This is a genomic window from Blautia sp. AF34-10 (genome assembly GCF_003477865.1).
GTDB lineage: Bacteria > Bacillota > Clostridia > Lachnospirales > Lachnospiraceae > Fusicatenibacter > Fusicatenibacter saccharivorans.
Genome location: NZ_QUED01000001.1, coordinates 153,904 through 175,501, shown reverse-complemented (window position 1 = coordinate 175,501; position 21,598 = coordinate 153,904). Strand labels below are relative to the sequence as shown.

Genomic DNA, 21,598 nt, shown 5'->3' with positions numbered 1-21,598 from the left:
AGCGATGAAAGTACTGATTGTAGGAAGCGGCGGAAGAGAGCATGCGATTGCCTGGAAGGTGGCGCAGAGCCCGAAGGTAGACAAGATTTACTGCGCTCCTGGAAACGCAGGAATTGCGGAGTACGCAGAGTGTGTCGATATTGCAGCGATGGAGTTTGACAAGCTCGTTGCTTTTGCGAAAGAAAAAGAGATTGACCTGACCGTCATCGGCATGGATGATCCGCTGGTCGGCGGTGTTGTCGATGCGTTTGAGGCAGAGGGGCTGCGTGTATTCGGACCAAGAAAGAATGCGGCGATTCTGGAAGGATCCAAAGCGTTCTCTAAAGACCTGATGAAAAAATATAACATTCCGACGGCAGCGTACGAGACGTTCTCCGATCCGGAGGCGGCAGAGAAGTATCTGGAAACCGCAAAATTCCCGATCGTACTGAAAGCCGACGGTCTGGCTCTTGGAAAAGGCGTTCTGATCTGCAATACCTTAGAGGAAGCAAAAGAGGGCGTTAAGACGATCATGCTCGACAAGAAATTCGGCAGTGCCGGAAATGAGATGGTCATCGAGGAGTTTATGACGGGACGTGAGGTTTCCGTTCTCTCCTTTGTGGATGGAAAGACGATCAAGACGATGAGTTCCGCACAGGACCACAAGAGAGCAGGAGACGGCGACACCGGCCTGAACACCGGCGGCATGGGAAACTTCTCTCCGAGTCCGTTTTATACCGAAGAAGTGGATAAGTTCTGTAAGAAATATATCTATCAGCCGACCGTAGATGCGATGGCAGCCGAGGGAAGACCGTTTAAGGGAGTTATCTTCTTCGGACTGATGCTGACACCGGACGGACCGAAGGTGCTCGAGTACAATGCCCGCTTCGGCGATCCGGAGGCACAGGTTGTGCTTCCTCGTATGAAGACAGACATCATTGATGTATTTGAAGCCTGCATCGACGGAACTCTCGACCAGATCGACCTGCAGTTTGCAGATAATGCGTGTGTCTGCATCGTACTGGCTTCGAACGGTTATCCGGTTTCCTACGAAAAAGGATTCCCGATCCGCGGACTCGAGACGTTCAAAGAGCATGAGGGCTATTACTGCTTCCATGCAGGAACGAAGTTCAAAGACGGCGAGATCGTGACAAACGGAGGCCGTGTCCTCGGCGTGACAGCACTTGGCGATACCCTGAAAGAGGCACGTGCGAATGCATATAAGGCTGTTGACTGGGTTGACTTTGACAATAAATATTACCGCCATGATATTGGAAAAGCGATTGACGAAGCGTAACGTGAATGTGAATTTTAATTTTGAGTAAAATGGAGCCGCCAGAATCCCGGTGAAAGGGAAATCTGGCGGCTTTGTCTTTTTATTCTGAAAAGGGAATAAAGCGCCGCCGTTCCGGATACAATAGTAAGGAGATCCTTTGCTTTTTAGCAGAATCAGAACAGGAAAGGCGGTCAGAAAAGATGGGAATCGTTTGTCTGGCGGGGATTTTTGCCGTATTTCTTCTGCTTGCATGGACGCTCTGCCGGGCGGCAGGATGGGAGAAAGAACGGGAAGATCTGGAACAGGAGCAGTACCTGAAAGAGTGGCGGGAGAAAAAGTTGAAAAAAATCGAAAAAATTTGAAAATTAGTGTTGACATTTGGCGGGTGGAATGCTATACTAACGAAGTCGGTTGGTGATACAGATAAAAAGCCAACAGACAAAACACCGATGTGGGGTCTTAGCTCAGCTGGGAGAGCATCTGCCTTACAAGCAGAGGGTCATAGGTTCGAGCCCTATAGGCCCCATATTTTATGAAAAACGGTGTTGAAAATGAATATGGCGAGATAGCTCAGTTGGCTAGAGCACGCGGTTCATACCCGCGGTGTCGAGGGTTCGAATCCCCCTCTCGCTACTTATGGAACCCTTGAGAAATCAAGGGTTCTTTTGGTTTTATGGGCAGTATGATGATATGGCTGTCATGTCAAAATCGTGTCTTGAAATCCACAGGGATTTGTGAGAAAATAAGACTACCTAAGAGCTTGTTTTGGGCTCTGAAAGTAAATAAAACAGTAATGGATAGAAGAAAGATAAGGAAAAAACAATGATAGAGTTTAATAAACCACCTTTTATTGGAACAGAACTGGAATACATCCGCCAGGCGGCAGAGGAAAACAACAAGCTGTGCGGCGACGGTCCTTTTACGAAGAAATGTTCTGCCTGGATGCAGGACAATTTCAACGTAAAACATGCGATGCTTACGACATCCTGCACCCATGCACTGGAAATGGCAGCTTACCTGTCTGAGATTCAGCCGGGCGACGAAGTGATCATGCCGTCCTACACGTTTGTTTCCACTGCAGATGCCTTCGTTCTGCGCGGAGCAAAAATCGTCTACGTGGATATCCGTCCGGATACGATGAACATCGACGAGACCAAGATTGAGGATGCTATCACCGAAAAAACAAAAGCGATTGTTCCGGTTCACTATGCGGCGTTGCCTGTGAAATGGATACCATCATGGATATTGCAAAACGCCATAACCTGAAGGTTGTAGAGGATGCGGCACAGGGTGTGAGCGCGTACTACAAGGGAAAAGCCCTTGGAACGATCGGCGATTTTGGCTGCTACAGCTTCCATGAGACGAAAAACTATACGATGGGAGAGGGCGGCGCGCTGCTGTTCCAGGATGAGAATTATCTGGAAAAAGCAGAGATCCTTCGTGAAAAGGGAACGAACCGCAGCAAGTTTTTCCGCGGACAGATCGACAAATATACCTGGATCGACTACGGCTCCTCCTATCTGCCGAGTGATATGAATGCGGCTTACCTGCTTGCAGAACTCGAGGAACATGAGAAAATCGACAGAAAGCGGATGGCCATCTACAACTATTACCATGAGCAGCTCCGTCCGCTGGCTGAGGCTGGAAAGATCGAGCAGCCGGTTGTGCCGGAAGGCTGTGTACATAATGCACATATGTACTTCATCAAGGCAAGAAATCTGGAAGTGCGTACAAAACTGATCAACTATATGAAAGAGCGCGGTGTGATGTGTGTCTTCCATTACGTTCCGCTCCATACCTCCCCGGCCGGACAGAAGTTCGGTGTTTTCCACGGAGAGGACAAATACACAACAAAAGAGAGCGAGCGCCTGATGCGTCTGCCGATGTTCTACAGCCTGTCTGAACAGGATATGGCATATGTCGTAGAGTGCCTCATGGACTTTAAAGAGTGGTAACATTTCATGTATGAGAAGTTTTTAAACTACTTTACGGACTATATTTTCGTGAAGGATGAGCCGCAGAAAGCCGATGTGATTTTTGTGCCGGGAAACGGATATCCGCAGATGGCGGCGCACGCGGCAGAACTCTGGAAAGAAGGATTTGCGCCGTATGTGCTTCCATCGGGAAGATACAGTACTGTGCTCGGGCATTTCGCCGGTGTACAGGATCTTGCGGAGCAGTACGGCGGGAACTATGAAACCGAGTGGGAGTTTCTGCGGACGGTACTGCAGAAAAACAGCGTGCCGGAGAAAGCGATTCTGCGCGAAGACCAGGCGACGTATACGTATGAAAATGCACTGCGGTCACGGGAAGTGACAGATGCGGCGGGCATCGAGGTGAAAAAAGCGATCCTCTGCTGCCGGAATCTCCATGCGAGACGGTGTATTCTGTATTACCAGCTTGTCTACCCGGAGACAGAGTTTTTTGTCTGTCCTTCGGATATTGAGTTCACCAGAGAAAACTGGCATACAAAGGGTGAATGGATCGACCAGGTGTTAGGAGAAATGGAGCGCTGCGGCGGTCAGTTCCACAAGATTCTGCGGGAACTGCCGGCGGATTCTGAATTTTAACACCAGTAGACAAGAAGTCCTCAGCTTCTAAAGTGGTGGGATGAATTGTTAAAAGAAACATAACGGCAGTGGTAGGCGGAGAGAAATCGGTATCCTCCACTGACATGAGGAAAGTCACAGTCGAACTATTCTCGACATGTCAGACTCCGTGCAAATACCGATTGTGAGTTGAAACGAAAAGATTTATAAAAAAGAGCGGAAATTGTGGTAAAATTGCGGCTCGTATGGTATACTATCGTTAAGTTAAGTTTCTAATCTAAAGCAAAGGTTGGTGGACAGTATGAATAAGATTGATGAAGTATTAGAGCTTTTAAAACAGAGAGAACGTGAGAGCGAAAAACCGAAAAACGTGATTTTATGGGTCCTTGCCATTGTCGGAGCGGTAGCGGCAGTTGCAGGAATCGCATACGCAGTATACCGGTTTGTAACTCCGGATTATCTGGAAGACTTCGAAGATGATTTCGATGACGATTTCGACGATTACTTCGAGGATGAAGACGAAGATAAGTAGGATGGAAAAAAGAAACTCCGGTGCCGGAACGTGGTACCGGAGTTTTTCTGTCCGGAAATCAGTTTGACATAGAAGGAGAAGAGAATGAAAAAAGGAGAAATTTACGAGGGAGTCGTGGAAGGAATCGATTTCCCGAATAAAGGACGTGTACATGTGGAGGGCGAGACGGTTACCGTGAAAAATGCAATTCCGGGACAGAAGATCCGCTTTCAGATCAACAAAAAAAGAAAGAACCGCATGGAGGGCCGCCTGCTCGAAGTAACAGAAAAATCCCCGATGGAAAAGCGCGATCCGGTCTGCAGTATTTTCCCGTCCTGCGGCGGATGCATGTACCAGACGATGAGTTATGAGGATCAGCTTGCAATGAAGGCCGGTCAGGTGAAAAAACTGCTCGACGATGCCCTCGTGGAGGCCGGCCAGGTCAATGAGGCGGGGGAGGCCGATTATCCGTTCCTTGGAATCAAGGGAAGTCCGAAGGAGTTTGCATACCGGAATAAAATGGAGTTTTCCTTCGGCGATGAATACAAGGACGGCCCGTTGTCTCTCGGACTTCATAAAAAGGGAAGCACCTACGATGTCCTGACCGCGTGCGACTGCAAAATCGTGCATGAGGATTTCACAAAGATTCTGACCTGCGTGCTGGCGTACTTTAAAGAGCGGAACGCAAGTTACTACCACAAGATAAGCCACGAGGGTTACCTGCGCCACCTGCTGGTGCGAAGAGCCGAGAATACCGGAGAAATCCTGGTAAATCTCGTCACCACAAGCCAGGAAGAATGGGATCTGATGCCGCTTGTGCAGGAAGTGCTTGGTCTGCCGCTGGAAGGAAAGGTTGTCGGATTCCTCCATATCATAAATGATTCCCTGGCAGATATTGTAAAGAGCGATGAGACAAAAGTGCTCTACGGACAGGACTACTTCTATGAAGAACTCCTCGGACTGAAATTCAAGATCACCCCGTTCTCCTTCTTCCAGACCAATTCCCTTGGCGCGGAAGTTCTCTACAGCACCGCCCGCGAGTTCGTCGGCGAGACGAAAGACCGCACGATCTTCGACCTCTACAGCGGAACCGGAACCATCGCCCAGATCCTTGCACCGGTCGCAAAAGAAGTGATCGGCGTGGAAATCGTGGAAGAAGCTGTTACAGCTGCAAAAGAGAACGCAGAGGCAAACGGCCTTACCAACTGCAGTTTCCTCGCCGGAGACGTGCTGAAGGTGATCGATGAAATCGAAGAAAAACCGGACTTCATCGTTCTTGATCCACCGCGCGAAGGAATCCATCCGAAGGCTCTGCCGAAGATAGTTGATTTATATAGGTGTGAAAAAATGCTTTACATCTCCTGCAAGCCGACTTCTCTTGCGCGGGATCTGGTAGAGTTTGCAAAATATGGATACCGTGTAGAAAAGGTCTGCTGTGTTGATATGTTTCCGGGAACGGTGCATGTGGAGACGGTTGTTCTTTTGTCCCAACTGAAACAAAAGCCAGATGTATCTCACAGGTAAAGAGAAAATGCGGAATTGAGGTTGGAAAGAATTTGCGCGTTGCAACGAGGAGAATGGACTGCTTGCAGGGCAATTCGACGACTGCCGCGACAGACTTGGAACTTGTTCCAAGTCCTAATTTACCTAAAAATGAAGATAGCAGGCAACCGCAGTGTCCAGAAGATAAAGAGAGTGCAATTGTGGAGGCATTGAAGCATTTTAAGATGAATAGTTAATAAAGAGAGGTGCAGATGCTATGCCAGGTATACTCGTGGTTGAAGATGATGAAAATTTAAATCGTGGAATTACATTTTCACTGAAAAAATCCGGATATGAGGTTTTTTCAGCAGAATCAGTGAAAAAAGCGAAAAGAATTGCAAGTGATCATAATGTGGATGTTACCATTTGTGATGTGAATCTTCCGGATGGGAATGGACTGGAATTTGTAAGGTGGATGAGATGCAATTATAATACATACATTATTTGTCTTACAGCACTAGATCAGGAGATGGATCAGGTCATGGGATATGAAGCAGGGGCAGATGATTATATTACAAAGCCGTTTAGTCTTTCGGTACTTCTTTTGAAAATAGAAGCACATTTCCGCCGCAGACAGGAGAAAACGGAAGCCGGAAAGATGATTTCGGGAGATATCGTATTTATCGCAGGAGAAATGAAAGTCCTGATAAAGAGTCGTGAAATCAGTCTGACAAAAACGGAGTTGAAAATGCTGACTTTTTTTCTTCAGAATCCGAAACAGATTCTTTCAAAAACACAAATATTGGAAAATGTGTTTGATCTGGAAGGGGATTTTGTGGATGAAAATACAATCGCTGTCAATATCAGAAGACTCCGTGAGAAAATCGAAGACAATCCGGCTGCACCGGTCTATATCAAGAATATCAGAGGTCTTGGGTATATATGGAATCAGGAGGTAAGGCAGTGACAAAGAGATATCGCAAGAAGATTACAGTAGTGCTCTCCTTGGTATTACCTGTCATAGTATTGTTTGCAATATTAAATTGCTTTACCACGTATGTGTTTTATGAAGATTACAAATATAAAATGAATCTTATGACAGAGATTGCTGCAAAGGAAGAATTTTCCGGGCTGGATGCTGTTTCGGAATTGCTTAAGGATAAGGATATTGAAACTAACGAACAGGGAAGGCGATTATTGGAGCAATATGGATACTGGGGGAATAAAGGGAATGCATTTTATTCGCAATTCCAGCATCAGGTTATGGTGACCGGTGCTGTAAGCACTGTGATATGCGTGTTTTTTTTGACTTTTTTACTTTATTGGAAGAAAAAAGAAGATGCGTGTCATCAGAAAATATTAGACCAGTTGGAAGAAATTCTGATCAGATTCCGTGAAAATAAATTTGATGATTTACTGAAAACGGAAAATTACGCAGAACTGGAAAAATTGAATGACCAGCTTGAAGCAATCGGACATCATATTCAGTTGCTAAAGGAAGAAGCACGGACAGAAAAAGAGAGCACGAAAGAAATGGTTTCTGACATCTCACACCAGTTAAAGACACCGGTTGCAGCTTTGGATATATGTTTTAGTGTGCTGATGCAGAATGACTTAAGTGCCACAGAACAGGAGGAGTTTCGTATCCGTTGTCGGAGTGCTCTGGATGGACTGGAGACATTATTGCAGTCGCTTCTTGAAATATCCAAGATGGAAACTGGACTGATTCAGATGAATAAGAAAAAACTTCCACTTATAGATACTGTCATATCTGCTGTGAATCGTACATATCCAAAAGCGGATGAGAAAGAAATTGAATTCGTTTTTGACTATGAAAAAGAGCTGGAAACATGCACGATTATGCAGGATAAAAGGTGGCTTGGCGAAGCTGTGATCAACGTTCTGGATAATGCGGTCAAGTACAGTCCGGGTGGTTCAAAAATATTTATCCGGTTACAAAAAAGAAACGATCTTGTAAGAATGGAAATTGAGGATCAGGGAATTGGTATTCCGCAGAATGAGTATCACAAAATTTTTCAACGATTTTACAGAGGAAGTTCCAGGGAGGTCATGGAAAAGAGTGGTACAGGAATCGGACTTTTTCTATCGAGAGAAATTATCGAAAAGCACGTAGGTATGATTACGGTAACCTCCGGCAAAAAGAAAAAAGGAAGCACGTTTGTGATTCAATTACCATATGTTAGTTAAATTTTAAATGAGCAGAAATCTTACAATTCTGTAAGACTTCTGCTCGTTTTTGAAAGTGAAATGAAAGATTATCCTGATACAATTTGGATGTAGGTTGAAAAATGACCAAATATATAAACAGACAAAGAAAGCGTGTTGAAAAGGTACGTTTTACAGAATTGAAAAGGAGGTAGCACATTGAGTGTGATATTAGAAACCAAGCAGCTTTGTAAGTTTTATGGCGCAGGTGAGAATCAGGTCAAAGCGGTCAATCAGGTGGACATTCAGATTGAGCAGGGAGAATTTGTCGCAATTGTCGGAAAGTCAGGTTCCGGTAAAAGTACATTACTTCATATGCTTGGAGGGCTAGACACCCCGACAAAAGGCAGTGTTACTTTAGCAGGGAAAGATTTATACAGGATGAAGGAAGATGCCCTTGCTGTTTTCCGCAGAAGAAAAATCGGATTTGTTTTTCAGGCATTTAATCTGGTTTCATCTGTTAATGTCTGGGAAAATATTGTACTGCCACTGGGGCTGGATGGAAGAAAAGTGGATGAAGCGTATGTAAATGATATTATTGCAACTCTGGGGATTGAAAACCGGATTTATAATCTGCCAAATCAGTTATCCGGAGGACAGCAGCAGAGAGTAGCAATTGCAAGAGCACTGGTGAATCGTCCGGAAATTATATTTGCAGATGAGCCGACAGGAAATCTTGATTCTAAGACCAGTGATGAGGTAATCGCTCTGCTTAAGATGACAGCAAAAAAATATGGACAGACAATTGTAATGATTACCCATAATGACGAAATTGCACAGGTCGCTGACCGTATTCTGGTGATTGAGGACGGACAGGTGGTGGATTTCAGATGAAGACAATAAGCAGGATTGCATATAGCAATGACAAAAAGAACAAGACAAGAAGTATACTGATTATGATGTCCATATGTCTGACTATGATGCTGCTTGTGATTATCAGTACTGTGGGAAATGGAATGATGCGTTTGCAGAAAAGTCAGGCGGCAGGCTCATATGGAAGCAATTATGGTCTGTTTGTCGCAGCAGATGGTACGCAATTAAAAGAAGTGGAACGCAGAGCTGAGATATCTGATATCGGCATCATGTGTACGGAGGGCATCCTGAAAGGAAATGAAAATGGCGGGTTTGTCAGTGCGGATGAAACGGTCAGGAAAATGCTTCCCTATAATCAGGAATATGTGTTGAAGGAAGGTACCTATCCGGAAAAGGCGCAGGAAATTGCCGCAGGACGCGCTTTCTTTGATGCAGTGGGATACCATGATGTAAAGGTCGGAGACACCGTAACATTGGAGTACCGTTCCGGCATGCAGTCGGAATACGCACCGGTGGAATTTACTGTCAGCGGGATTTTATATGACCGGGATGAATATACCATCGAGGCTTCCTATGTTGTATTCGGTTCGCAGGATTTTTATAATGAGCGTGTTGCGGAGGGTGACAGGCAATATAATATCTATTTTACCTTGAGCGATTCTGCAAATGTATCTATGAATAATGTTGCGCCTGTTATAAAAGAAATCGCGGATTCCTGCGGCATTGACCAGAAAAACGTGATCATCAATGACCTCTACCTGCAGTGGGTATTGCAGCCGAGCTATGAAATGATTGTGGTTTGTGGAACCCTGATCCTCGGAATCGTGCTGTTTTCCATTGTGGTCATTTATAATATCTTCCAGGTCGGGATCGCCCAGAAGATTCAGGAGTACGGAAAAATCAAGGCGTTGGGTGCAACCAGAAAGCAGATGAAGCAGTTGATTTTTCGTGAGGGCATTCTTCTGGCGGTTCCTTCGATACCGCTGGGGCTGCTGTTTGGTTTCCTGATTGCAAAAGTCAGCTTCAACTGGCTGGTGGAGCAGGGAAATCTGGTATCGTCCGGAATCAAGAACCATCAGGTGCCTCTGTTTTCACTGACAATTATACTCATCTGCATTTTTGTATCGTTTCTTACGGTCGTTTTGGCTCTGCGCAAACCCATGAAAATTGTTTCCCGGATTTCACCCATCGAAGCGACACGGTATCTTGACGGTTCCAAAACGCAAAAACAGGGCAGACGAAAAGGCAGAAAAGATGTCACCGTTTTCTCCATGGCAATGGCAAATGTGACAGGCAATCCGAAAAGAACCATTGCTACGATTCTTACCATGGGGCTTTCCTGTGTATTGTTTGTAATTATCTCTAATTATGTTGGAAATATTGACACGGAGCACGAGGCGCGGATTGCAATCAACCATGGACAATTTGAGTTGCAGCTGGATTATTCCCAGAATTATGATGAAGCTTATTCGGAGAATAATCTGGACACAATCCTACAGAACAACCCACTGAATGATTCAATGAGTGAAGAAATCAAAAGCATTCCAGGAGTGACAGATGTCATGACGAGAGAGATTGTCTCTGTAAATCTGGACGGAAAGAGATTTCCGGCTGCTGTTGTGAGTAAAAAGGATTTTGATTTTATGCGCCAAGACGGGGATATTGGCTCTATGGACTATGATCAGGCGGTAAAGAATGGTGAGATTTTCTTTGGCTGGTCGACGTGGATGGAACAAGATGGATATGCTCCGGGAGAATCCATTGCATTTGACTTTGAGAATGGAAGTGAAACCTATACCTATCAGGGAAAGATTGCAGGATCCTTTGTAAGTGCGGACACTTATCTTGTCATTCCGGAAGGTGTATACCGTTCCATGAATCCGAGGGGAACAGCCTATGGCTATCTGTGGGTGGACTGTGATAAAAAAGATGTTGCATCTGTGGAACAGAGTCTGAATACTTTGATTTCTAATACTTCGCATATAAAAATGGATACCTATCATGCACAGTTACAATCTGCAGAATACGCAAGCCGTATGATGAAGCTTGGCTGCTATCTGTTCATGGCAATTGTCGGTCTCATTGGGTTTATGAATCTGGCAAACACCATGATCATCAATATCACCACGAAGAAGCAGGAATACGGTGTGCTGCAAGCGGTAGGCATGACCAATAAGCAGTTGAATCTGTGCTTACAAATACAGGGCTTGATTTTTACGGTTGGCACCATCTGCGTCGCACTTGCTGCCGGTCTGCCCCTTGGCTATGCACTGTTTTCCTATGCGAAGCATAATGGGATTTTTGGAATGAACGTTTATCATGTTCCTCTTATCCCGATTCTTGTTATGATTCTTCTGGTTGGTATTCTACAAATTGTGCTTTCCTGTGTTTTAAGCAGTAATCTGAAAAAGGAAACGCTGGTAGAAAGAATAAGGTATCAGGGATAGCAAGTAATATGTAATGAACTAGGTCTTAACGAAGAGGAAAAATAGATAACTTCCATTTTGTATGTATGATAAATCTAAACAGTATTTTAGCAACATTTCCTGAGTGGGGGCAGAAAGTGCCCCCACTTTCACGATTTGGGGGCGAAAAGCACCACCATATATCATAAATGATGGGTTCAAGGGAAAAATCCCTTATAAGTTTTTTGAAAACTGTCGTTTGGTAAAATCTATTCCATTTTTAAAAGCCTTGCGATAAAATATGTTCTGTGAGACGGTAGTTCTTTTGTCCCAACAAAAGCCAGATGACACGATAGAGATCGACTTAGATTTAGAAGTTGGATGCAATCAGTGCTGAGTTGAAAGCTCGTGATCAGATGGAATGGGTCAGATTGGTAAATGGTATTCGTAATATGGCAGAAGAACTTGTGCTAAAAGAATTGGTGTAGATCTAAAGCGTGGAAAACTCCTTCGGGAGCTTTTGGCTGTTTATAAGATAAATTCTGTCGGAGATTTATTATAAAACATTACTTTACAAGAAGAATAAAAAAGCATATAATTCTTTTATAATATATTTAATAAAAGAGGGTAAGAAAACGGAAAATAAAGATAAAAAAAATACAACAAAGAAAAAAAATAATTAATTATGTGCTAAACAAGCATGTTACATCCAAGGCGGAAATCGCAAAAGAGTTAAACTTGAGTATGCCGACTGTGTTAGCAAATGTGAATGACTTATTAGAAAAAATGGTGTTGGAAGAAACTGGGGAATATGCTTCGACCGGTGGACGAAAGGCAAAAAGTATAGGGATTAATAAGTCATACTGTCATGCAATGGGAATTTTGATTACAGCGAATCATATAGAAATGGTATTAGTAAATCTTGGAGATGAGATTATAAAAAAAGATCGCATCCGTTTAAAATTTACGGCAGAATTATTCTATTGTACAGAGGTGGCACAAAAGGTCAAAACTTTTCTTGAAGGCGAATTAGCGAAGGACACGCTACTTGGGATTGGAGTGGCGATTCCAGGAATTATTGATCAGAAAGAACGGATCGTTTTAAAATCTCATGCTTTAGGTATAGAGAATTATAGTCTGCGCTTTTTAGAGCAGGCGTTGGAAATTCCAGTATATTTTGAAAACGATGCTAATGCTGCAATGCTTGCAGAAAAAAAGCAAAAGTATCCAAATGCGATATATCTGTCTTTGAACCACACCTTAGGAGGTGCATTCTGCATAGATGGAAAGCTGTTTCGCGGGCAGAACCAGAAAGCAGGGGAGTTTGGTCACATGATACTCGTTCCCGGTGGAAGAAAGTGTTATTGTGGTAAATCAGGATGTGCAGATGCATATTGTGCAGCAAGTGTACTGACACAAGATAACAGGCAGTCACTGGATGCATTTATGGAAAAAATTGAAAGTGGTGATGAAAAAAATTTGCAGACATGGAATGAGTATTTGGATCATCTTGCTGTTTTGATATCAAATCTGCGGATGGCATATGATATGGACATCATACTAGGAGGTGATGTGGGAGGCGTATTGTCAGATTATATGATACCACTGGGAGAAAAAGTGATGGCATATAATGGCTTTGAGCATGATGTTTCATACTTGAAAAATTGTTCGTATAAGAAAGAAGCGTCGGCTGTTGGAGCCGCGAAATACTTTTTTACAAAACATATGGTAGAATTGTAATTTTTTTGAACGCAGATAAGCAGTCCACCGCATCTGGTGCGTAGGGAATTAAGCGTTGGGTAAGGGGATGTTTAGTCTGTTGGAGTTAAAAACTCCCACTGACAGGTTGCAAAGCGAATGCGATGTCCGATTTATATGTGTGAAAAACGAGAAGTCGTGTAAAATTAGAAAAAGATATTATAGTAAAAAACGGAAAGAAAACAGTAACTACGGTTTCCTTTCCGTTTTTTTGCATATTAATTGTGAAAAATATACAAAAAATATATTTTGAAATTATGAAATATATAAAAACATGAAAAAACATATTGACAAATTGTGTTTATAGGGCAATAATATAATTACTTTAATAAAACGTTTTATAAAACGCATAACAATATAAAAAAGGAGGAAACAACTATGTTACAGCAGGTAATGACAAATCCAGGAGAAATTATTTTCAGAGAGGTTCCGGTTCCGGAGGTAAAGGAAAATCAGGTTTTGGTAAAGATTATGAATATTGGTGTTTGTGGATCAGATATTCATGTTTATCATGGAAAACATCCGTTTACAAAATATCCGGTAACACAAGGACATGAGGTTTCCGGTGAGATTACAGAACTTGGAAAAAATGTCACAGAGTTTCATGTGGGACAGAAGGTGACGATAGAGCCGCAGGTATATTGTGGACATTGCTATCCATGTCGTCATGGAAAGTATAATCTCTGTGAGGAATTAAAAGTAATGGGATTTCAGACGACAGGAACAGCATCTGAGTATTTTGCAGTGGATGCATCTAAAGTAACACCTATTCCAGAAGATATGTCCTATGAAGAAGGAGCTATGATTGAACCTCTTGCTGTGGCAGTTCATGGTGTAAAACAGATAGGTGATGTGGCTGGCATGAATATTGCAGTTCTTGGAGCAGGACCGATTGGAAATCTCGTGGCACAGGCAGCAAAAGGAATGGGGGCAGCGAAAGTGATGATCACAGATATCAGTGATCTTAGACTGGCAAAGGCAAAAGAATGTGGAATTGATGTGTGTGTGAATACCAAAAATAAAGACTTCGGTGCGGCAATGCTCGAAGCATTTGGCCCGGACAAGGCAGATGTGATCTACGACTGTGCCGGAAACAATATCACAATGGGACAGGCAATTAAATATGCAAGAAAAGGAAGCACGATTGTACTGGTGGCTGTTTTTGCAGGAATGGCAGAAGTAGATCTTGCAGTGGCAAATGACCACGAACTTGACATTAAGAGCACGATGATGTACCGCCATGATGATTATATAGATGGAATCAGATTGGTAAATGAGGGCAAAGTTCATTTGAAACCGCTCATCTCAAAAACATTTGCTTTTAAAGATTATCTGAAGGCATACCAGTATATTGATGATAACCGCGAGACAACGATGAAAGTAATTATCAACGTCAGTGAAAAGTAAGGAGTTCGTATGGAAAATAAATATGGAATTGTCGGAGTTGCCCATGTCGGGCTTCCGACAAACGATTTACAGAAAACAGTTGAGTTTTATAAGAGTCTTGGATTTGAAGTGATTATGCAGTCTTATAATGAAAAAGCAGGGGAAAAAGTGGCATTTTTACAGATAAAAAATTATTGTATAGAGACTTTTGAAAATGGGCAGGCGGCAATGTCAGACGGTGCATACCAACATGTTGCACTTGATGTGGAAGACATTGAAAGTATGTATCAGAAAATCTGCAATGAAAAATACACAATTATTACAGACGGAATCGAAGAACTACCATTTTGGGAAAATGGTGTGAAGTATTTTATGATTAAGGGACCAAATGAGGAAAGAATAGAGTTCTGTCAGAAACTCTGATAAAAATAGGAGAGACATATGGGAAGCGAAAACAAAAATGGAAAAGTACCGCTGATCAGTAAGATTGCATATGGGTTTGGTGATGTTGGATGTAATTTCAGCTGGATGTTCGTCAGTAATTTTCTGATGATATTTTATACAGACGTGTTCGGAATCAGTATGGCGGCTGTGTCAGCACTGATGCTTTTTTCAAGATTCTGGGATGCAATCAATGATCCAATCGTCGGGGGACTTACGGATAAAACAAAATCGAGATGGGGACGGTACCGTCCATGGCTGTTAGTAGCGGCACCAATTACAGCAATTCTTCTTGTGATGACATTCTGGGCAAGACCTGACTGGCCGCAGAATGGAAAGATCATTTATATGGTAATTACATATTGTCTGCTGGTTTTGGGATATACCTGTGTGAATATTCCATACGGAACCTTGTGTGGTGCTATGACACAGGATATTGATGAACGTGCAAAAATAAATACATCCCGTTCGGTTGCAGCGATGATTGCAATTGGTGTGTTAAATATTATCACAGTTCCGCTGCTCAGCAAATTCGGCAGTCACAGTGCAAAGACAGGATATCTAACGGTTGCGGTCATATATGGGTGTATTTTTACAGCCTGTCATTTCTTCTGCTTTGCGAAGACGAAAGAGGCAGTGATTACTCCGGAAAAAGAAAAAATTTCTGTAAAGGTTCAGTTGAAAGCAGTTATGCAGAACAGACCATATCTTCTTGCGTTGGCAGGACAGATATTATTTGGATTTACATTATATGGTAGAAATGCAGATATTCTGTATTATTTTACATATGTGGAAGGGAATGCCTCCTACTACACAACTTATTCGATGTGCATCATTATTCCTTCTATCATCGGGGCAGCTTGTTTTCAACCATTATTCCGCAAGTTGAATAACAAAGGAAGAACAGCCTCTCTCTTTGCTTTATTTACAGGAATTTCCATGTTATCTATGTTTTTCTTCAATGCCAAAGAATCACCAGCTATTTTTTACGCATTATCTGGTCTCACACAGTTTTTTTTCTCTGGATTTAATACCGCAATCTATGCAATTATTCCAGACTGTGTGGAATATGGTGAGTGGAAAACCGGACTTAGAAATGATGGTTTTCAGTATGCATTTATTTCACTTGGAAATAAAATCGGAATGGCAGTTGGAACAGCACTTTTAGCAGGATTACTTGGAAAATATGGTTACATTGCAAATCAGACACAAAATGCAACTGTACTTTCAATTATGAAACATGCATTTACGACGATTCCAGGTGCACTTTGGATTGTGACTGCGGTTGTATTATTTTTCTACCGGTTAAATAAAAAACGTTATAACGAGATTGTGGAGGAACTGAAAAATGGAAGAAAAAGTTAACATCGTGGCATTGGAAGAATTGCTGATTGATTTTACGGAAGCAGGACACAGCCAGGATGGGAGGAAATTAAAATACCGATACCAATAGAAATTTTAAAATCGGATACAATCTGAATGGCGTTTGCTTTTCTTCTGCCGGTGGATGCAAAAAGCCGTTTTTTTTCTATCAGACCTTCCTGCTCCAGAAGGTTGAGGTTCTGGCTGACTGTGGATAAACCCATCTGCAGTTCCTGAACGATCTGCTGCTTGGAGGTCTTTTTCTTTCTGTAAATATATTGGTAAACCTTTGATTTATTTATTTTTTTGAGACTAATATTGGTCAATCCCTTTTCGCTCATGTTGTTCTCCTGATTACGTTGCAAGATAATGTTAAGTTTATTGTAGCATAGAACGAAAAAAAGCAATAAAAAGGATATGTATTACAGAAAGCTGACGGAAAAGCAACAACGATACACAAATATGTTGGAATGATTTCTGGAAAGGGTTTACATATCTTCAAAATGCCATTAATATAAAGAAGGGATCTTCCCATCCATAAAAAATAAGATACGGAGAATTAACATGAAAAAACAATTGAAGGATACTCAGATTCTGTTGGAAATCCTGATCCTGACAGCAGCTGTTGCTATTATTGCAGCGGCAGTCTATTTTTTTCTGGTACCAAGCCATACTTCTGTCAGCAGTATTTCGGGTCTTGGTATCGTACTTTCCAACTTTGTACCGTTGCCCCTTTCCGCCATCACCATGATTCTGAACGTAGTACTTCTGATCATCGGCTTTTTTACCTGCGGAAGAGAATTTGGTGTAAAAACCGTCTACACCAGTATCATGCTTCCTGTTTTTCTTGGAGTTTTTGAAAAAATCTTCCCGGATTTTGGTTCGATGACAAACAGTCAGGAGCTGGATGTTCTGTGCTATACACTTGTAGTCAGTGTGGGACTCAGTATTCTTTTTAACAGAAATGCTTCTTCCGGCGGACTTGATATTGTAGCAAAGATCATGAATAAATATCTTCATATGGAGCTTGGAAAAGCCATGTCTCTGTCTGGTATGTGTGTTGCTCTGTCTGCAGCACTCGTTTACGACAAGAAAACGGTAGTTTGAGTATTCTTGGAACGTATTTTAACGGAATTGTTCTGGATCATTTTATTTTTGACCATAATATCAAACGCCGGGTATGTATCATCACTCCAAAGGAAGAAGAACTTCGGGAATTTATTCTTCATGAGCTGCACAGCGGTGCTACGATCTACGAAGCCTATGGTGCCTACAACATGCAGAAGCGCAAAGAAATCATCACGATCGTAGACAAGACAGAATACCAGAAATTGATGAATTTTATCAACAAACTTGATCCGAAAGCGTTTATCACAGTTTATAATGTATCCAACATGAGATATCAGCCTAAAATGTAAAAAAGTTCCGCAGCACCTCAATCACAGAAGTGCTGCGGAATTTTTTTACCGTAATTTCCTGTGAAAACGTTTCTTGAATTACCCCATGGAGCAAAAACTCCGGCGCGGCTGAAGGAGAAGAAGAGCGAACGGATGCAGATGGATACGATCAATGACATCGTTATAGTGCAAATAAGGACACTTTTTTAGACAAAGCGTGTTCTTTTTTTACCACATAAAGTTATCTATAATTAGAGACAGAAAATGGAGGAAGGGTATGAAAAGATATTATTTAGCAATTGATATAGGAGCATCCAGCGGAAGGCATATTCTCGGGCATATGGAAGATGGGAAAATGGTTCTCGAGGAAATTTACCGTTTCCCGAATGGAATGCAGAAACGGGACGGTGAGAAGGTGTGGGATATCGAGGCACTCTTTGAAGCCGTGTTGGCCGGAATGAAAAAATGCAGAGAACTTGGAAAGATCCCGGTGAGTGTCGGAATTGATACATGGGCAGTTGATTTTGTCCTTCTGGACAAGGATGATCAGCGGATCGGAAATGCCGTTGCTTATCGCGATGACCGCACGAAAGGAATGGATGAGGAGGTTTATCGCACGGTGCCGGAGGAAGAACTCTATGCATCGACCGGCATTCAGAAACAGATTTTTAACAGTATTTATCAGCTTATGGCGTGGAAGAAGAAAAAACCGGAACAGCTGGAAAAAGCAGAGACGTTGCTGATGATTCCGGATTACCTGAATTTCCTGCTTTCCGGCGTGAAAGCGCAGGAATACACAAATGCAACAACGACCCAGCTCGTCAATCCGGAAACCGGGGACTGGAACAGGGAGATGATTCAAAAACTGGGATACCCGGAGAAAATCTTCCTGCCGATCCGTGAACCGGGGACTGTGATCGGTCGTCTGAAAAAAGAAATTCAGGAGCAGGTCGGCTTCGACTGTGAGATTGTTCTTCCCGCAACACACGACACAGGCTCCGCAGTAGTCGCTGTGCCAAGCAATGAGGAACATGTACTCTACATCAGCTCTGGAACCTGGTCTCTGATGGGAACAGAATTAAAAGAGGCCGATTGCGGAACAGAAGCTATGCAGCACAATTTTACCAATGAGGGCGGCTACAACAGAAAATACCGTTTCCTGAAAAATATCATGGGTCTGTGGATGGTCCAGTCTGTGAAAAAAGAAATCGCAGAAGATTTAAGCTTTGGAACGATCTGCGAAATGGCATCGAAATGCACCATCCCATCTATCGTGGATGCAAACGACGATCGTTTCCTTGCACCGGAACATATGACAGCCGAGGTACAGAAGGCATGTGAAGAAAGTGGCCAGCAGATACCGCAGGGAATTGCAGAGGTTGCAGCAGTGATCTATAACAGCCTGGCAGTATGCTATGCAAAGACATTAAAAGAACTGGAAGAAAAAACAGGCTGCCGGTACCGAACTATTCATGTCGTAGGCGGCGGCGCCAATGCCGGTTATCTGAACTGGCTGACAGCAGAAAAGACCGGAAGAACCGTGCTGGCGGGACCGACCGAGGCAACTGCCATCGGCAATCTGGCGGTGCAGATGATCACCGGAAAGGAATGCAGCAATTTGAAGGATGCGAGAAACTGTATTTTCCATTCCTTCGAAATCAAACAATATGAGCCATAAAAAATGAGACGAAAGGTTAAAAGGGGCAAAGAACATGTTAGTTGAAACAAAAGCAAAAGTAGGTGTATTTGCAATCGCACTGGGTGCATATCTGCCGCAGTTCCCGACGCTGGTTCCGGAATTTGAGACACAGTACGATGCGTTCAAAAAGACGATTCCGGATACCGTTGAAATGATCGATGGTGGAATCGTTACAACGAAAGAATTATCGATGGAAGCAGGAGATAAGTTTCGTGCAGCGGATGTAGATCTTGTTATTTTACAGCTTCTGACCTACGCGACCAGCTACAATATGCTCCCGGCAGTCCGTGACCTGAATGTGCCGGTTGTACTTGTGAATGTGCAGAAACGGAAAGCACCGGATTATGCGAATACCGATACGCCAAAATGGCTCGGTGAGCTGTATGCCTGTGGAGCAGTCGGTGAGATGGTAGCCGATCTGGAGCGTGCAGGAAAACGTCATGCCGTTATCACCGGTGTTGTAGAAGGCGGAGATGCTTACGTGGCAAAGGAAATCGACGAGTGGTGCCGGGCAGCCCAGGTACGCAGAAGATTCCGCTACACCAATATTGCCCAGATCGGAAGACCATATCCGGGAATGATGGATCTGTATATCGATGAAACCAATCTTTACAACCGGATGGGACTTTACACGAAACAGTTCGACTGGGAGAAAATGTGGGCAATCGCGGATCCTGTCACAGATGAGGACGCAATCCGCGCCAAGGCAGAGGAGATTCTGGATACTTTTGATATCGAGGGCGGTGCAACGGTAGAGACCGTATGGGATATGGCAAAATATGTCGTTGCATTTGAAGAGTGGGTGAAAAAAGAAGATCTTGGTATGGTGGCATCCCATTATGACGCTTTGCCAAGGGGGTTGCCGGAAAACTGGACAGCATGCTGATCCCGGCATTTTCCATGCTGATTAAACAGGGCACAGCCTGCGCCGTAGAGGGTGATATGAAAGTTGCAATGGCAATGAGCATTCTGAAAACAATCGCCGGAACCGGTCAGCTTTCTGAGATGTATTCGATCGATTTCAATGAGGATATCTGTATTATCGGCCACTCCGGATCGGGAGATGCTGATATTTCGCAGGCGAAAAACCGTCCATGAAAATCGTTGATGTTTTTCATGGCAAGACGGGCGGCGGATATCTGACGCAGTTTTATCCGCCGGTCGGAGATGTTACATATCTTGGAATTACGCAGGATAAAGACGGTCATTTTAAATTTGTTGCTGCAGAGGGTGTCAATGAGGATGGTCCGATCTTTACCTTTGGCGATACAAACATGAGAACACGTTTCTCCATTGGGGCAAGAGAGTTCTGCAACAGATGGAGTGAGGCGGGACCAACACATCATATGGCAGCAGCTGTCGGACATCATATTGATACGATTCTGAAAGTGGCAAAAATCCTGGATGTGCCGGTAGACATTGTATGCCGGTAAATATCGATAAAAGAAGAGAAAAGAGAGAAAGAAGAGGGAAATAACATGAAATTCTTAGATGCAGAATTTGTAAAGGGCTTTATCCGCATGGCAAATGATGGCTGGGAGCAGGGATGGCATGAGAGAAACGGCGGAAACCTTTCTTACCGTGTGAAACCAGAAGAGGTTGAAGAGGTAAAAGAAAACTTTGAGGCCAGAGAGTGGAATCCGATCGGAACCGCCGTTCCAAATCTTGCGGGAGAGTATTTCCTGGTAACCGGAAGCGGAAAATATTTCCGAAATGTCACAATCAAACCGGAAGACAGCATCTGTATGATTGAGCTGGATGAAAAAGGTGAAAATTACCGCATCGTCTGGGGTCTCGTCAACGGAGGACGTCCGACCTCAGAGCTTCCGAGCCATCTGATGAACCTGGAGGTAAAAAAACTTCAGGACGAAAGATACCGCGTTGTGTACCATGCACATACCACCAACGTGATCGCGCTTACCTTTGTTCTGCCGCTGGAAGATAAAGTATTTACCCGCGAACTCTGGGAGATGGCAACCGAGTGTCCTGTTGTATTCCCGTCCGGAATAGGTGTCGTTCCGTGGATGGTTCCGGGAGGCAGAGAGATCGCCGTTGCCACGAGCGAGCTGATGAAGAAATATGATCTTGCTATCTGGGCACACCACGGCATGTTCGCCGCCGGCTTTGATTTTGACCTGACCTTCGGTCTGATGCATACCGCAGAAAAATCTGCAGAAATCCTGGTAAAAACACTTTCTATGCAGCCAACGAAACGCCAGACGATCACACCGGATGAATTCCGCCATCTGGCAAAAGACTTCGGCGTAACACTTCCGGAAGAGTTTTTGTATGAGAAATAAAACTGGAAACTGAT

The 21,598-nt window shown here is 43.5% G+C and carries 20 protein-coding genes, 2 tRNA genes and 2 pseudogenes; 23 read left to right on the top strand and 1 reads right to left on the bottom strand.

Features of this window, described 5'->3' with window-relative positions; translation table 11 throughout:
• Nucleotides 1–4: 4 nt before the first annotated feature.
• The 17 genes and pseudogenes from purD (at nucleotide 5) to DWZ60_RS00785 (ending at nucleotide 16,191) form a co-directional block, all read left to right on the top strand.
• Nucleotides 5–1,276, top strand: coding sequence for a phosphoribosylamine--glycine ligase (purD, locus tag DWZ60_RS00865; RefSeq protein WP_119221127.1), 1,272 nt, complete (start codon nucleotides 5–7; stop codon nucleotides 1,274–1,276).
• Between the two features lie 179 nt (nucleotides 1,277–1,455).
• Nucleotides 1,456–1,617, top strand: a complete 162-nt coding sequence (locus DWZ60_RS17165; protein ID WP_022462017.1) for a hypothetical protein — start codon at nucleotides 1,456–1,458, stop codon at nucleotides 1,615–1,617.
• Between the two features lie 91 nt (nucleotides 1,618–1,708).
• Nucleotides 1,709–1,781: transfer RNA gene (locus DWZ60_RS00860), tRNA-Val, on the top strand.
• A gap of 33 nt (nucleotides 1,782–1,814) precedes the next feature.
• A tRNA-Met gene (locus DWZ60_RS00855) sits at nucleotides 1,815–1,888 on the top strand.
• A gap of 189 nt (nucleotides 1,889–2,077) precedes the next feature.
• Nucleotides 2,078–3,210: pseudogene (gene rffA, locus DWZ60_RS20535) on the top strand (dTDP-4-amino-4,6-dideoxygalactose transaminase).
• Between the two features lie 6 nt (nucleotides 3,211–3,216).
• Entirely contained in the window at nucleotides 3,217–3,825 is a 609-nt protein-coding gene (locus DWZ60_RS00845) for a YdcF family protein (protein WP_055221246.1), read from the top strand.
• Nucleotides 3,826–4,105: 280 nt separating this feature from the next.
• On the top strand, nucleotides 4,106–4,336 hold the full coding sequence (locus DWZ60_RS00840; protein WP_055227097.1) for a hypothetical protein: 231 nt from the start codon (nucleotides 4,106–4,108) through the stop codon (nucleotides 4,334–4,336).
• An 84-nt stretch (nucleotides 4,337–4,420) separates the two neighbouring features.
• The gene (gene rlmD / locus DWZ60_RS00835) at nucleotides 4,421–5,839 is read left to right on the top strand and encodes a 23S rRNA (uracil(1939)-C(5))-methyltransferase RlmD (protein WP_119221126.1); all 1,419 of its coding nucleotides are present in this window, start codon (nucleotides 4,421–4,423) and stop codon (nucleotides 5,837–5,839) included.
• Nucleotides 5,840–6,074: 235 nt separating this feature from the next.
• Nucleotides 6,075–6,764, top strand: a complete 690-nt coding sequence (locus DWZ60_RS00825; protein ID WP_055181289.1) for a response regulator transcription factor — start codon at nucleotides 6,075–6,077, stop codon at nucleotides 6,762–6,764.
• Nucleotides 6,740–8,005 (top strand): sensor histidine kinase, encoded by a 1,266-nt coding sequence (locus DWZ60_RS00820; RefSeq protein ID WP_119221125.1) that lies wholly within the window; start codon nucleotides 6,740–6,742, stop codon nucleotides 8,003–8,005. The genes DWZ60_RS00825 and DWZ60_RS00820 overlap by 25 nt, the downstream gene beginning before the upstream one ends.
• A 177-nt stretch (nucleotides 8,006–8,182) precedes the next feature.
• Nucleotides 8,183–8,857 (top strand): ABC transporter ATP-binding protein, encoded by a 675-nt coding sequence (locus DWZ60_RS00815; RefSeq protein ID WP_119221124.1) that lies wholly within the window; start codon nucleotides 8,183–8,185, stop codon nucleotides 8,855–8,857.
• On the top strand, nucleotides 8,854–11,283 hold the full coding sequence (locus tag DWZ60_RS00810; RefSeq protein WP_119221123.1) for an ABC transporter permease: 2,430 nt from the start codon (nucleotides 8,854–8,856) through the stop codon (nucleotides 11,281–11,283). The genes DWZ60_RS00815 and DWZ60_RS00810 overlap by 4 nt, the downstream gene beginning before the upstream one ends.
• A 374-nt stretch (nucleotides 11,284–11,657) precedes the next feature.
• On the top strand, nucleotides 11,658–11,729 hold the full coding sequence (locus tag DWZ60_RS00805) for a hypothetical protein (RefSeq protein WP_279220571.1): 72 nt from the start codon (nucleotides 11,658–11,660) through the stop codon (nucleotides 11,727–11,729).
• A 256-nt stretch (nucleotides 11,730–11,985) separates the two neighbouring features.
• Nucleotides 11,986–12,981, top strand: coding sequence for an ROK family protein (locus tag DWZ60_RS00800; RefSeq protein ID WP_173841560.1), 996 nt, complete (start codon nucleotides 11,986–11,988; stop codon nucleotides 12,979–12,981).
• Nucleotides 12,982–13,377: 396 nt separating this feature from the next.
• Nucleotides 13,378–14,406: a zinc-dependent alcohol dehydrogenase gene (locus DWZ60_RS00795; protein ID WP_119221122.1), complete on the top strand. Its 1,029-nt coding sequence runs from the start codon at nucleotides 13,378–13,380 to the stop codon at nucleotides 14,404–14,406.
• Between the two features lie 9 nt (nucleotides 14,407–14,415).
• Nucleotides 14,416–14,808 (top strand): VOC family protein, encoded by a 393-nt coding sequence (locus DWZ60_RS00790; RefSeq protein WP_117760520.1) that lies wholly within the window; start codon nucleotides 14,416–14,418, stop codon nucleotides 14,806–14,808.
• 18 nt (nucleotides 14,809–14,826) lie between these two features.
• Complete coding sequence (locus tag DWZ60_RS00785; protein ID WP_119221121.1) at nucleotides 14,827–16,191, top strand: MFS transporter; 1,365 nt, start codon at nucleotides 14,827–14,829, stop codon at nucleotides 16,189–16,191.
• Between the two features lie 32 nt (nucleotides 16,192–16,223).
• Here the strand turns inward: DWZ60_RS00785 and DWZ60_RS00780 are convergent, their stop codons facing one another.
• The gene (locus tag DWZ60_RS00780) at nucleotides 16,224–16,529 is read right to left on the bottom strand and encodes a MarR family transcriptional regulator (protein ID WP_243038165.1); all 306 of its coding nucleotides are present in this window, start codon (nucleotides 16,527–16,529) and stop codon (nucleotides 16,224–16,226) included.
• Nucleotides 16,530–16,752: 223 nt separating this feature from the next.
• Here DWZ60_RS00780 and DWZ60_RS20530 point away from each other — a divergent pair.
• The 6 genes and pseudogenes from DWZ60_RS20530 to rhaD all read left to right on the top strand — a co-directional run bounded on the left by DWZ60_RS20530 (nucleotide 16,753) and on the right by rhaD (nucleotide 21,584).
• Nucleotides 16,753–17,606, top strand: a pseudogene (locus DWZ60_RS20530) (YitT family protein).
• 256 nt (nucleotides 17,607–17,862) lie between these two features.
• Entirely contained in the window at nucleotides 17,863–19,263 is a 1,401-nt protein-coding gene (gene rhaB / locus DWZ60_RS00770) for a rhamnulokinase (protein ID WP_118601434.1), read from the top strand.
• A 34-nt stretch (nucleotides 19,264–19,297) separates the two neighbouring features.
• Nucleotides 19,298–20,170, top strand: a complete 873-nt coding sequence (locus tag DWZ60_RS17700; RefSeq protein ID WP_243038164.1) for a hypothetical protein — start codon at nucleotides 19,298–19,300, stop codon at nucleotides 20,168–20,170.
• The gene (locus DWZ60_RS17695) at nucleotides 20,164–20,382 is read left to right on the top strand and encodes a hypothetical protein (protein WP_243038163.1); all 219 of its coding nucleotides are present in this window, start codon (nucleotides 20,164–20,166) and stop codon (nucleotides 20,380–20,382) included. The genes DWZ60_RS17700 and DWZ60_RS17695 overlap by 7 nt, the downstream gene beginning before the upstream one ends.
• On the top strand, nucleotides 20,379–20,717 hold the full coding sequence (locus tag DWZ60_RS17690; RefSeq protein ID WP_243038162.1) for a hypothetical protein: 339 nt from the start codon (nucleotides 20,379–20,381) through the stop codon (nucleotides 20,715–20,717). The genes DWZ60_RS17695 and DWZ60_RS17690 overlap by 4 nt, the downstream gene beginning before the upstream one ends.
• 45 nt (nucleotides 20,718–20,762) lie before the next feature.
• The gene (gene rhaD / locus DWZ60_RS00760) at nucleotides 20,763–21,584 is read left to right on the top strand and encodes a rhamnulose-1-phosphate aldolase (RefSeq protein WP_055265851.1); all 822 of its coding nucleotides are present in this window, start codon (nucleotides 20,763–20,765) and stop codon (nucleotides 21,582–21,584) included.
• The last annotated feature ends 14 nt before the right edge of the window (nucleotides 21,585–21,598 follow it).

What these genes read in the sequence shown, in the direction of transcription:
- DWZ60_RS17695 (WP_243038163.1), top strand. Translation starts at nt 20,164, where the DNA reads ATGCTGATCCCGGCATTTTCCATGCTGATTAAACAGGGCACAGCCTGC.
- DWZ60_RS00800 (WP_173841560.1), top strand. Translation starts at nt 11,986, where the DNA reads ATGCCGACTGTGTTAGCAAATGTGAATGACTTATTAGAAAAAATGGTG.
- purD (WP_119221127.1), top strand. Translation starts at nt 5, where the DNA reads ATGAAAGTACTGATTGTAGGAAGCGGCGGAAGAGAGCATGCGATTGCC.
- DWZ60_RS00825 (WP_055181289.1), top strand. Translation starts at nt 6,075, where the DNA reads ATGCCAGGTATACTCGTGGTTGAAGATGATGAAAATTTAAATCGTGGA.
- DWZ60_RS17165 (WP_022462017.1), top strand. Translation starts at nt 1,456, where the DNA reads ATGGGAATCGTTTGTCTGGCGGGGATTTTTGCCGTATTTCTTCTGCTT.
- DWZ60_RS00790 (WP_117760520.1), top strand. Translation starts at nt 14,416, where the DNA reads ATGGAAAATAAATATGGAATTGTCGGAGTTGCCCATGTCGGGCTTCCG.
- DWZ60_RS17700 (WP_243038164.1), top strand. Translation starts at nt 19,298, where the DNA reads ATGTTAGTTGAAACAAAAGCAAAAGTAGGTGTATTTGCAATCGCACTG.
- rhaB (WP_118601434.1), top strand. Translation starts at nt 17,863, where the DNA reads ATGAAAAGATATTATTTAGCAATTGATATAGGAGCATCCAGCGGAAGG.
- rhaD (WP_055265851.1), top strand. Translation starts at nt 20,763, where the DNA reads ATGAAATTCTTAGATGCAGAATTTGTAAAGGGCTTTATCCGCATGGCA.
- rlmD (WP_119221126.1), top strand. Translation starts at nt 4,421, where the DNA reads ATGAAAAAAGGAGAAATTTACGAGGGAGTCGTGGAAGGAATCGATTTC.
- DWZ60_RS17690 (WP_243038162.1), top strand. Translation starts at nt 20,379, where the DNA reads ATGAAAATCGTTGATGTTTTTCATGGCAAGACGGGCGGCGGATATCTG.
- DWZ60_RS00840 (WP_055227097.1), top strand. Translation starts at nt 4,106, where the DNA reads ATGAATAAGATTGATGAAGTATTAGAGCTTTTAAAACAGAGAGAACGT.
- DWZ60_RS00780 (WP_243038165.1), bottom strand. Translation starts at nt 16,529, where the DNA reads ATGAGCGAAAAGGGATTGACCAATATTAGTCTCAAAAAAATAAATAAA.
- DWZ60_RS00820 (WP_119221125.1), top strand. Translation starts at nt 6,740, where the DNA reads ATGGAATCAGGAGGTAAGGCAGTGACAAAGAGATATCGCAAGAAGATT.
- DWZ60_RS00810 (WP_119221123.1), top strand. Translation starts at nt 8,854, where the DNA reads ATGAAGACAATAAGCAGGATTGCATATAGCAATGACAAAAAGAACAAG.
- DWZ60_RS00845 (WP_055221246.1), top strand. Translation starts at nt 3,217, where the DNA reads ATGTATGAGAAGTTTTTAAACTACTTTACGGACTATATTTTCGTGAAG.
- DWZ60_RS00785 (WP_119221121.1), top strand. Translation starts at nt 14,827, where the DNA reads ATGGGAAGCGAAAACAAAAATGGAAAAGTACCGCTGATCAGTAAGATT.
- DWZ60_RS00795 (WP_119221122.1), top strand. Translation starts at nt 13,378, where the DNA reads ATGTTACAGCAGGTAATGACAAATCCAGGAGAAATTATTTTCAGAGAG.